Raw genomic sequence first — 11,018 nt, forward strand, 5'->3', positions numbered from 1 at the left:
CGGGGTGTTCGGTGTTCGTCCTGTATTACAGGAATTCGAGTGTGGCGGAGGCTGGCAGCGTCGGGGCAAAGGCCCGCAGCGCGTCTTCCAACGGTTTCAGGCTTTCGGGGCGGGTCGCGTAGATAGTGACGATATTGCCGCCCAATGTGCCGATTGGCACGGTCAGTTTCAGTCGCGCCACCGGCTCCCAGCTTGGCGGAATGTGATGAGCCAGCCAGTGACGATAGATCATCGCCGCGCCCACATCGTATTCCTGTGCCAGCTTGTCCGCCCAAAGTGGATCGGTGCGGCTGGTGCGGGCCTCTAGCGCGCGGGCCGAGGCCAGCCCCCAGAGGTCCAGCACGTAATGGGGGTTACGATAGGCCACATGCCCCAGATCGTTCACCGCTACGGGCGCCTGCCAGTAATCATCCACAAACCGCCCCATCTGGCGCTGCTGCGCATGGATCGCGGCACTTCCTGTGGGCAGTTTTTCAAGGGTCGTCACCGGATAATGCACCCCGCCAATCACCAGTGCCACCACGGGGAAGATAGCACGTAACTGCCGTCCTGTCGGTGTCAGAGGCTGCAGTTGCGCCAGCAGATAAACCGTGACCGCCGCACCATATGCCCAGATGTAGATTTCATAGCGATAGAACGGAAGGACGGACCCCAACAGCAAATGTGCCAGCGCCGCAAGCATCGCTGTCACACCAAGCGCAATTTGCAGGCGCGAAAAGGAATTACGCTGCGCGAGCACCAGAAAGAACAGGCACAGGATCAGCCCGACCAGCATTCGCCCCGAAGGAGAAATCAGCGAAAGCTTCAGGCTGTTTTTAAACGCGACCAAGCGGTCGCTTCCTGCACCGTCCACAACATCGGCACCGCCCCCGACCACCACCGCTTTGGCATTGACCGAGTTTGGCAGCATATCCAGCCCGAGCGCATTCATATTCACAAAATGCGCCGTCAGCGGCAAGGCTGTTGCCAGGATGGCCAGCAGGGCGATGCGGCCCCGCCCCCCGACCACAAGCACCGCACAAGCCAATAGCGCCAGCGCCATTCCTTCAAACCGCAGCAGGGGATTCAGCACAATCGCCGCCAACAGATACCAACGCACCCGCCCGTCCTGCGCAAAGCGGATCAGCCCCAGCGCCACCAACAAAGCTGTGCAAATATGCAGCATATGCTCCATCCCGATCAGGGACATCGCCGGAAAGTGTAAAAACACCGGACCCAGCAGCGCCAATGCCAGCAGCGCCTTGTCCCAGACCGGATCGGTCCAGATTTCTGACGCCGCCAGCACCCGCGACCAGAGCACCGCCGCGCCAAACAAAGCCAAAAGGCCGATCGCCAAGGGCACATAGGCGTGCCAGTGGAAACCCGCAAAAGGCGCAAGTACATAAGAGTAAAGAATAGACGAGGACGCAGAGGCGGATTCACCGGCGTTTACCCCATAAGCGCCCTTGGCCACCTGTTCGGACATGGCGAGGTGGATGTAAACATCATCCAGTGCATATTCCCAGACGCCGCCGGTTTTGATCAGGGTCAGAACCACCAACAAAACCACAGGCGCAACCGCGCCGAGCAGCGACAATAGGGTCAAACGGCGGACTTGCGTCATACTGCCCCCCTGAGAGGACGCGATTGGCCCTCGTAATTGGCGGGAAAACCCTTACATAATAGTCCGATAGGAGACCCCATGAACAAAACCCGTCTTGTGTTGGCCCTGTGCCTGAGCATTGCCGCTGCCGCCCTGCCCGCTTCGGCCAATCCACTGGAAGAATACCTCTGGGTCAAACGGCCACTGGTGATCTTTGCCGATACCCCCGAAGACCCCCGTTTCGTGCGCCAGATGGAATTGCTGGCGGAAAATCCCGAAGACCTCGAGGAACGGGATGTAGTCGTGTTGATTGACACGGATGCCGCCAATCCGTCAGACCTGCGCAAGCTGCTGCGACCACGCGGGTTCCAACTGACGATTGTGGGCAAGGACGGGCAGGTCAAACTGCGCAAGCCCCGTCCATGGACGATACGGGAACTCAACCGCTCCATCGACAAAATGCCGCTCCGCCAACAGGAAATCCGCCAGCGCTGGGAACGGTAGGCAGCGGTTAACAGGCTATCGTTATTGAATTCTTTACCGCCAATCCTTATATTAAGGCTACGGCACAGTTTCTGGATGAAAAGGACAGGCCATGACAGACGGACGTGAAAAACCAAAGCCGATTGCAGGTCAAACCGGACCCCGCCCCGGCTATTAACCACATTCAAGAGGCGCGTGTTCACAGGCGCCTCCCCAGTTGCGCTTCGATCGCAGCAACTGCATTTTGCCCCAACTTCAGGGCTTGAACCTTCATACTGATATAATCCGTATACATGGCCTCTCGCGCGTCGCCGTCCAGATTACGCACACCCTGCCCGCGCAGGTCTTCGATCAAAGCCTCAATCGCAAACAACTGGCTGTAGTACCGCACAACCGGCTTGATCACCGGCTCTGGCAGAACGTGGATTTCCGACAGCACAGCGCGGAAAACGGTGTCATTGCGTTCGGTGGGCACCAAGGGAAAATACTCCGGCTGGCGGCGCATCTTATCGACCACCTGCTCCAGATGGTCGGTCAGATCGAATAGCTGCAACGCTTCCAGATAGGGGAGGATTTCCGCAACCAGCGCCGTTTGCACATCACGCACCCGCTCCTGCCGGCGGCTCTGGTCTTGGGCTTTGTCCAGCCAAGCCTTGAACACCCACCCGGCAGAGGCGACCCCCGCCCCGATCAGGGCGGCGATCAATCTGGGGTCTATGCTCACAGGCTCGGCCAAAGCGTTTATTCGAACTCCATGATCACATCGTCCACCATCAGGCTTTCGCCCACGGCAGCATTGACCTTGCTCACGATGCCCTTCTTTTCAGCGCGCAGAACGTTTTCCATTTTCATGGCCTCAACAGTGCAGAGCGGTTGGCCTTCCTGAACCTCGTCGCCCTCTTTCACATCCAACGCCACGATCAGGCCCGGCATCGGGCAGAGCAGCATTTTGGAGGTATCAGGCGGCAGTTTTTCCGGCATCAGTTTGGCCAGTTCCGCATTGCGCGGGCTGCGCACACGCACCTTCAGTTCCGCCCCGCGAGAGCGGATACGATACCCCGCCGAGATCGGGTCCACCTTCAGCACAACGGTTTCGCCGTTGATTTTCATCTTGGCGAGGCTTTGCCCCGGCAACCAGTCGGAGGTCACGCGCAGTTTTTCGCCATCTTCAAACTTGACGGTCGATCCCTTGTCATCCGCCTTCACCTTTACCGCAAAGCTTTCGCCTTGCAGGGTTACGACCCATTTCTTACCAACCTTGCGTTTGTGGTTGCTGATCCGGCCCGACACCCGTGCGCGACGAATTTCGGCAACGCGGAACATGGCCGCACAGCCCGCCGCGATCTGGCGCAGGGCCGCCGCATCCAGCGTCGCGCCTTCAAACCCTTCGGGATATTCTTCTTCGATAAAGGCGGTGGTGATATTGCCGGAGATAAACCGCTCGTGATCCATAACCGCTGACAGGAACGGCAGGTTGTGACCGATGCCCTCCACCTCAAAGCTGTCGAGCGCAACGCGCATCCGGTCAATCGCCTCTTCGCGGGTCGGCGCCCAAGTACACAGTTTTGCGATCATCGGATCGTAATACATGCTGATCTCGCCGCCTTCATAAACGCCGGTATCGTTGCGCACCACGTAATCGGATTTCGCCTTTTCCGCAGGCGGACGGTAGCGGGTCAGACGGCCGATCGAGGGCAGGAAGTTGCGATACGGGTCTTCCGCATAGAGCCGGTTTTCGATGGCCCAGCCGTTGATGCCGATGTCTTCCTGCTTCATGGCCAGCTTTTCGCCCCACGCCACGCGGATCATCTGTTCCACCAGATCAATGCCGGTGATCAATTCGGTCACAGGGTGTTCCACCTGCAAACGTGTATTCATTTCAAGGAAGTAGAAATTCCGGTCGCCATCAACGATAAATTCCACAGTACCGGCAGAGCAGTAATCCACCGCCTTGGCCAGCGCGACCGATTGCTCACCCATTGCCTTGCGGGTGGCTTCATCCAGAAACGGGCTTGGGGCTTCTTCCACAACTTTCTGGTTGCGGCGCTGGATCGAACATTCCCGCTCGTTCAGGTAAATGCAGTTACCGTGTTTGTCGCCCAGCACCTGAATTTCGATGTGACGCGGCTGGGTGACGAATTTCTCAATGAAAATCCGGTCATCGCCAAAGGAACTGGCCGCCTCGTTCTTGGAGGATTGGAACCCGTCGCGGGCTTCCTGATCGTTCCATGCAATGCGCATCCCTTTACCGCCACCACCAGCAGAGGCCTTCAGCATCACCGGATAGCCGATTTCATTGGAAATCTTGACGGCTTCATCCGCGTCTTCGATCAAACCCATGTAACCCGGAACGGTCGAAACTCCTGCTTCCTGCGCCAGTTTCTTGGACGTGATCTTGTCGCCCATAGATTCAATCGCACCGGCTGGCGGCCCGATGAAGGCAACGCCTTCTGCTTCAAGAGCTTCTGCGAATAGCTTGTTTTCGCTAAGAAAACCATAGCCCGGATGCACAGCTTCCGCGCCGGTTTTGCGAATCGCATCCATCACTTTTTCAATGACGATATAAGACTGGTTTGCCGGCGACGGTCCGATATGCACCGCCTCATCCGCCATCTGCACATGTAACGCCTGCGCATCCGCATCAGAGTAAATCGCGACTGTTTGGATGCCCATCTTGCGGGCGGTCTTGATAACACGGCAGGCGATTTCGCCACGGTTGGCGATCAGGATTTTCTTAAACATATGCTGTACCTTCGATTGGGCAATTGCGGAATTTCGTGCGGGTTTCCATGCCGTTCAGACACGAAAAAAGGCCCCGTCCGAACAAACGGAGGGGGCCAAGTAGAGGGGAAATGAAAGAGTTTAACCGCTCGACAGAGCTGTTATTCCCAAACGTGCCGGTCTTTGCTGGTGATGCCACCAACAACGCCACCGACAATAGCGCCCTTGACCGGATCGCCGTCCAGCAAAGCCGTGCCAACCGCCCCGACAACTGCACCTGTACCGATGCGTTGCGCGGTGCGCTGGTCCAGCGTGCTGTTGCAGGCCGACAAACCGAATACCGCAGCGAGTGCTGCAAAAACTGTGAGGTTACGCATGTTATTACCCTTTTTATCTGCGTCCCGAGCCTGCTCGAAAGGTCTCGTGCAGAACTTTGGTAACGCGACAGAGGGGTAAAACAAACTGCTGTTTTATCGGCAGTCGCTTTATCGGCACAATGGTGCCAAATCACGGTTTTCATAGGCAAATTCATGCCGAATCCCCGTAATCTTCCTCAAAAATGTCAGGAAAATTGGCCATTGCCTTACCCTTGTTGATGCGCAGCAAGGCTTCGTAGCTTTCAGGATCAAAGGGATCTTCGGCGGCCACGACCTCGCGGCCGAACAGCCAGTTAAGACGACCTGCATCCAGATTGCCCCGCTCGAACGGCTCTTCGCCAAAGAACTCCCAAAGCGCTTCGAGGAAGGCTTCATCGGCGCGCCGGTCGGCAAAACGGCGGTCCGCATAGCGTTCGCGCGCCTTGATCGGCGTGGCGCCTTTTTTGTTGGGGCGGCGGATGGTGAACTGGAATTCGGACCCGGGCAAACGGCTGGGGAAGCCACGATGCTTAATCATTTTGTCCCCCGCTGGTCCGTGTTCAGGGGAATCAGTGCGCGGGCGGCGGCAGGCCGCCGCCCGGCGAGTGGTTTAGTATTTAGAAGAAACCGGCTCTGGCTGTACGTCCAGTACAACCACAGGCTCTTCTTGTTGTGCGCAGGCTGCAACGCCCATAGCAACGACAACCAATGCGATTTTAAGTTTTGTGGACATTGTGTCCTCCTGTGACAGTCATAGTCTATTCGAAACCGGCCACGACAGGCGACCGCGGCCACGTAAACGCAGCCTGTCAGCACGCTAGCAAAGATTCGCAGCGGCGCATACCAAATATGTGAATTTATGCAGAAAAACTGCAAATTTCTGCCATTTTGTGACGCAATAGCCGCGCTGTTCCCGCTTGGGACTGTCAAAACCATTCGCATGTTCCACCACTTATATCGTAAGCGTTCAAAAATTGGGCGGCGGTTTCGTCTACCGCGCCATAGTCGATGGGCCGTTCCATAAGGCGCACCACGATTTCGTCGATCCGGGTCCCGTCCCCGATCAGTTTCCCTGCCATCGGGATGCCGATTTCCTCGCAGACCTTGTCCATATCCAGACTGGCCCGATCAAATGTCACCCCGTATTCGCCTCCCAGTGCCTCAGCCAGAAAGCCGAGGTAGAGGATTTTATTCTCCGGCGCCACGATCCGGCTTTCATAAAGGGTCAGCGGCTGTCCCGAAGGCACAGAGATTTCGGTTACATCCTGTTGCGAGTTCGCAGCGCGCAGCAGCGTCGCCAGCAAAAGCCCCGTCCCCAGCACGCCTGCGCTGATTCGGGTTATGCGCGGATCAACCACCGGAACCGTCCCTTACAGCGGAATGTTGTCGTGTTTCTTCCACGGGTTCTCCAGCTTTTTACCCCGCAGGGAGGCAAAGGCCCGGCAAACCCGTTTGCGGGTGTTATGGGGTTTGATCACCTCGTCGATGAAGCCTTTTTCTGCCGCCACGAACGGGTTGGCAAATCTGTCTTCGTAATCCGCTACCCGCGCGGCGATCTTTTCGGGATCCCCCAACTCGGACCGGTAGAGGATTTCAACAGCCCCTTTCGCCCCCATCACAGCGATTTCCGCTGTCGGCCAGGCGTAGTTGTAATCGCCCCGCAGATGTTTGGAGGCCATCACGTCATAGGCCCCGCCATAGGCTTTGCGGGTGATAACAGTCACTTTGGGCACTGTGGCCTCGCCATAGGCGAACAGCAGTTTCGCACCGTGCTTGATCACACCGCCATATTCCTGACCCGTACCGGGCAGGAAGCCCGGCACATCCACCAGTGTCAGGATCGGAATTTCAAACGCATCGCAGAAGCGCACGAAACGGGCCGCCTTGCGGGAACTGTCAATATCAAGACAGCCCGCCAGAACCATCGGCTGGTTGGCCACAACCCCGACAGTCTGGCCTTCCATGCGGACAAAGCCGGTCAGAATGTTCTTGGCGAAATCTTCCTGAATTTCGTAGAAATCCCCCTCATCGGCAATCTTGGTAATCAGCTCTTTCATGTCGTAAGGCTTGTTCGGATTGTCAGGGATCAGCGTATCGAGCGAGACTTCATCGCGCGCCACATCATCAAAGAAGGGGCGCACAGGGGCTTTTTCGCGATTGTTTAGCGGCAGAAAATCAAACAGGCGGCGCACTTCCATCAGGGCCTCCATGTCGTCTTCAAAAGACCCGTCTGCCACAGAGGATTTAGAGGTATGGGTTTTTGCCCCGCCCAGTTCTTCGGCTGTTACCACCTCATTCGTGACGGTTTTCACCACGTCAGGGCCGGTGACAAACATATAAGAGCTGTCCCGCACCATAAAGATAAAGTCGGTCATCGCCGGGGAGTAAACCGCACCACCCGCGCAAGGCCCCATGATCACGCTGATCTGTGGCACCACACCAGAGGCCAGCACATTGTTCTGGAACACATCCGCATATCCTGCGAGCGAGGCCACGCCTTCCTGAATCCGCGCACCACCGGAATCGTTCAGACCAATGACCGGCGCACCGTTGCGCAGGGCCATTTCCTGTATCTTGCAGATTTTTTCAGCGTGGGTTTCAGACAGCGACCCGCCAAAGACGGTGAAATCCTGAGAGAACACATAGACCATCCGGCCATTGATCGTGCCCCATCCGGTGATCACACCATCGCCCGGAATGGTGGTTTCCTCCATACCAAATTCGGTGCAGCGGTGGGCCTTGAACATATCAAATTCTTCAAAGGACCCTTCGTCCAGCAGCACGTCGATCCGTTCCCGCGCGGTCAGCTTGCCCTTGGCGTGTTGTGCATCAATGCGGCGCTGGCCTCCGCCCATACGGGCTTCTTCGCGGCGGTCTTCTAGTTGTTGCAGGATCGTATTCACGGCGGTTCCTCCGAATGGTGCGCAATTTGCTTTGGAATACGCGAATAAGAACGGCGCGGGAAGGAAAACCTCGCATATTTGCAAACTATTCTGCAAGGCCATCTGTCAAATTGCAAATCAGCAAAGCCCAGTCCGCAGGCAAACCTACGCCGATACCGGCCCCGCTGAAATTTTTACTCCGGCAATCGGGAATTCTCCTATAGTAGAACCATTCCTAATTCCGCAGGCTCTTAATCAACAGGTAACACATGGTCACAAAAACCGAAATCATCGACGGGATGCAATTTTCCTTTCTGAATGACAAAAACCCAATCAACACCACAGGCGCAGCAGCCTATACGATGACATATCAATTTGCCGGCACGTCAGCCCCCGCCGATCTGCCAACCTCGGCCACCTATGACGGCTGGACCGATTTCACCGCCGCACAAGAAGCCTTCTTCCGCGCGGCACTTAATCATGTGGAAAGCCTGATCAACGTGGAATTTGTCGAGGTTTCAGGCAGTGCCGATCCGGACATAAACGTAGGTTCCGTGACGATTCCGGGCAGCACAGCCGGTGTTGGCGGATATTCCGCGTCAAGCTCGGGGGACGACATCACCCGATATGACAGCTACGTAGTCTACGACAACACCATAGACATCACTACATCAATGGATCTGGTGCTACATGAAATCGGCCATGCGATGGGGCTGAAACATTCGTTCTCAGCACCTACTGTCCCGAGCGGCTTTGACAGCAACAAATACACACTGATGTCCTACACCGAAAATCCAGACAACGGGTTGGACAGCGATGCGATGATGTTGTTCGACATTCTGGCCTTGCAGGATTTGTGGGGGGCCAATGACGCCACTGCCACAGGCAATTCCACCTACACGGGGTCGCGCACAGATACGATTGATGCGATCTGGGATGCGGGCGGCATTGACACATTCGACGCCTCCGCCCAGTCCGGCGGTGTGCGGCTTGACCTGCGCGAAGCGCGGTTTTCCAGCTTTGAGACCACCGACGATGTGGTGATTGCCTATGATACCGTGATCGAAAACGCCACTGGCGGGGCCGGTTCGGACAAGCTGATCGGCAATGGTGCGGATAATCTGCTTGCGGGTGGCGACAGCAGGGACAAGCTTAAGGGCGGCAACGGCAATGATACGCTGGATGGCAATGCAGGCCGCGATAACCTTTTGGGCGGGCGGGGCCGCGATGCGCTGAACGGCGGCGCAGGCAACGACAAACTGTCCGGCGACAAGGGCAAAGACCTTCTGACAGGAAACGGCGGCAAGGATACTTTCATCTTTGCGGATAAGGGCGGCAAAGACAGGGTTCTGGATTTTCAGGATGATGTGGATCGCCTGAAATTCGACCATGTTGAGGCATCAAGCGTTGAAGACGTGCTTGCCCTTGGCGCAGACAAGAACGGCAATGCGGTGTTCAGCTTCACCGACGGGCTGGTGGTGATTGTAAACGACATGACAGTTTCACAACTCAACGACGACATCCTCATCGCCTGACCACGCAACCAACCGAAATTCTCCCGTCCCTGCCGATTTGGTTGGGGGCGGCAGACCCATCGCGCCGGAAACACAATCTGACGCGCCGTAGCGGAACCTTGTAAAAGGTTTGGCATGGACAGTTCCAATTCAGAGACATACTCAGGAATCAACCGCCGGTTTCGGGCCTTTTTTGCTGCCCCTTCGCTCCGGTGTTTTCCCGTTTTCCAAAGGATACCCCCTTTGCATGTCCGTATTGCCCAAGTCCCGTTTTCTAGACCCCAAGACCCCGCCCACAATGGTTACTCTGGTTATTTTCGCCTCTCTGGGCGCGATTTCCATGAATATCTTCCTGCCCTCCATGCCCGCAATTGCCGCCCATTTCGACGCGAGCTATCTGGCCGTGCAGTTCATGCTGTCCGGCTTTTTGTTGATGAACGGCATTTTGCAACTGTTCATTGGTCCGATCTCTGACAGGTTCGGGCGTCGTCCGGTCGCGCTTTGGACGTTGGCGGCTTTTGTGCTGGCCTCGCTGGTTTGTGCCAATGCGCCGAACACGACAATCCTGCTGACCGCGCGTACCTTTCAGGCGCTGGTGGTGAGCAGCTTTGTCCTGTCCCGCGCGGCCGCCCGTGACATTGCAGGCAGCAAGGACGCGGTGTCCCTGCTTGGCTATATCGCAATGGGGATGTCGGTTGCGCCGATGATGGGACCGACCATTGGCGGATTCCTTCAGGAAGCCTTTGGCTGGCGTGCGCCCTTCTGGACGCTGACGTTTCTGGGCCTTGCGGTGCTGGGACTGGTCTGGCGGGATATGGGGGAAACCAACCTTACGCCGTCCACCAGCATGGCAGCACAGGTGCGTACCTATCCCGAACTGCTGACCTCGCGCCGGTTCTGGGGCTATTCCCTGTCTACCACATTTGCTTCGGGCTGCTTTTTCTCGCTGCTGGGTGGTGCACCTTTTGTGGGCACGGTGGTTTACGGCCTCAGCCCCGGAGAGCTTGGCCTTTATTTCATCTTTGCGCCTGCGGGTTATTTCACCGGCAGCCTGATTTCGGGCCGGTTTGCAAGCGTTGTGGGTCTGTATCGCATGATCACCATTGGCGCAGGCATCACTGTTTTGGGCATGCTGCTGGCGTTGGTTCTGGTGAACATCGGCTTTGATCATCCGGTGGCTTTCTTTGGCTGCACGATCTTCATCGGCCTTGGCAACGGCATGGTCCTGCCCAGTGCGTCTGCGGGGATGATGTCGGTCAACCCGCGTCTGGCAGGTACGGCGGCGGGGCTTGGCGGCGCGATGATGACGCTGGGGGGCGGTGCGCTTTCTGCCATCGTAGTCCCGTTCCTGAGCAAAGAAGCCGGTGCAACACCGTTGATCCTCTTTACCCTCGGGTCTGCGACGCTTGCACTTCTGGCGGCGCTTTATTCGATCCGTGTGGAGTATCAAGTGCGTAACGCCGGTTGATGCGGCTTGCAC

Annotated in this window: 11 protein-coding genes; 3 read left to right on the top strand and 8 right to left on the bottom strand. The window is 57.0% G+C overall.

What is annotated here, in order from left to right:
• Window positions 1-25 precede the first annotated feature (25 nt).
• Complete coding sequence (locus tag BFV97_RS05390) at window positions 26-1,603, bottom strand: hypothetical protein (protein WP_069299317.1); 1,578 nt, start codon at window positions 1,601-1,603, stop codon at window positions 26-28.
• Between the two features lie 78 nt (window positions 1,604-1,681).
• On the opposite strand from BFV97_RS05390, the gene BFV97_RS05395 reads away from it, so the two are divergent.
• On the top strand, window positions 1,682-2,086 hold the full coding sequence (locus BFV97_RS05395; RefSeq protein WP_069299318.1) for a DUF4174 domain-containing protein: 405 nt from the start codon (window positions 1,682-1,684) through the stop codon (window positions 2,084-2,086).
• Between the two features lie 178 nt (window positions 2,087-2,264).
• Here BFV97_RS05395 and BFV97_RS05400 read toward each other — a convergent pair whose 3' ends face one another.
• From BFV97_RS05400 to BFV97_RS05425, 7 genes are all read right to left on the bottom strand, one after another.
• Window positions 2,265-2,789, bottom strand: a complete 525-nt coding sequence (locus BFV97_RS05400) for a hypothetical protein (RefSeq protein WP_157888269.1) — start codon at window positions 2,787-2,789, stop codon at window positions 2,265-2,267.
• A gap of 17 nt (window positions 2,790-2,806) precedes the next feature.
• On the bottom strand, window positions 2,807-4,807 hold the full coding sequence (locus BFV97_RS05405; protein ID WP_069299320.1) for an acetyl-CoA carboxylase biotin carboxylase subunit: 2,001 nt from the start codon (window positions 4,805-4,807) through the stop codon (window positions 2,807-2,809).
• A gap of 140 nt (window positions 4,808-4,947) precedes the next feature.
• The gene (locus tag BFV97_RS05410) at window positions 4,948-5,163 is read right to left on the bottom strand and encodes a hypothetical protein (RefSeq protein WP_069299321.1); all 216 of its coding nucleotides are present in this window, start codon (window positions 5,161-5,163) and stop codon (window positions 4,948-4,950) included.
• 151 nt (window positions 5,164-5,314) lie between these two features.
• The gene (locus BFV97_RS05415; RefSeq protein ID WP_069299322.1) at window positions 5,315-5,680 is read right to left on the bottom strand and encodes a hypothetical protein; all 366 of its coding nucleotides are present in this window, start codon (window positions 5,678-5,680) and stop codon (window positions 5,315-5,317) included.
• A 72-nt stretch (window positions 5,681-5,752) separates the two neighbouring features.
• On the bottom strand, window positions 5,753-5,875 hold the full coding sequence (locus BFV97_RS19150; protein WP_268237025.1) for a hypothetical protein: 123 nt from the start codon (window positions 5,873-5,875) through the stop codon (window positions 5,753-5,755).
• A 193-nt stretch (window positions 5,876-6,068) separates the two neighbouring features.
• On the bottom strand, window positions 6,069-6,500 hold the full coding sequence (locus BFV97_RS05420; RefSeq protein WP_069299323.1) for a DUF6497 family protein: 432 nt from the start codon (window positions 6,498-6,500) through the stop codon (window positions 6,069-6,071).
• 12 nt (window positions 6,501-6,512) lie between these two features.
• Complete coding sequence (locus tag BFV97_RS05425) at window positions 6,513-7,997, bottom strand: acyl-CoA carboxylase subunit beta (protein ID WP_069299522.1); 1,485 nt, start codon at window positions 7,995-7,997, stop codon at window positions 6,513-6,515.
• Between the two features lie 296 nt (window positions 7,998-8,293).
• On the opposite strand from BFV97_RS05425, the gene BFV97_RS05430 reads away from it, so the two are divergent.
• Window positions 8,294-9,559 (top strand): M10 family metallopeptidase, encoded by a 1,266-nt coding sequence (locus tag BFV97_RS05430; protein ID WP_069299324.1) that lies wholly within the window; start codon window positions 8,294-8,296, stop codon window positions 9,557-9,559.
• Between the two features lie 226 nt (window positions 9,560-9,785).
• On the top strand, window positions 9,786-11,006 hold the full coding sequence (locus BFV97_RS05435) for a multidrug effflux MFS transporter (protein WP_069299325.1): 1,221 nt from the start codon (window positions 9,786-9,788) through the stop codon (window positions 11,004-11,006).
• The last annotated feature ends 12 nt before the right edge of the window (window positions 11,007-11,018 follow it).

The organism is Neptunicoccus sediminis, assembly GCF_001719615.1.
GTDB lineage: Bacteria > Pseudomonadota > Alphaproteobacteria > Rhodobacterales > Rhodobacteraceae > Amylibacter > Amylibacter sediminis.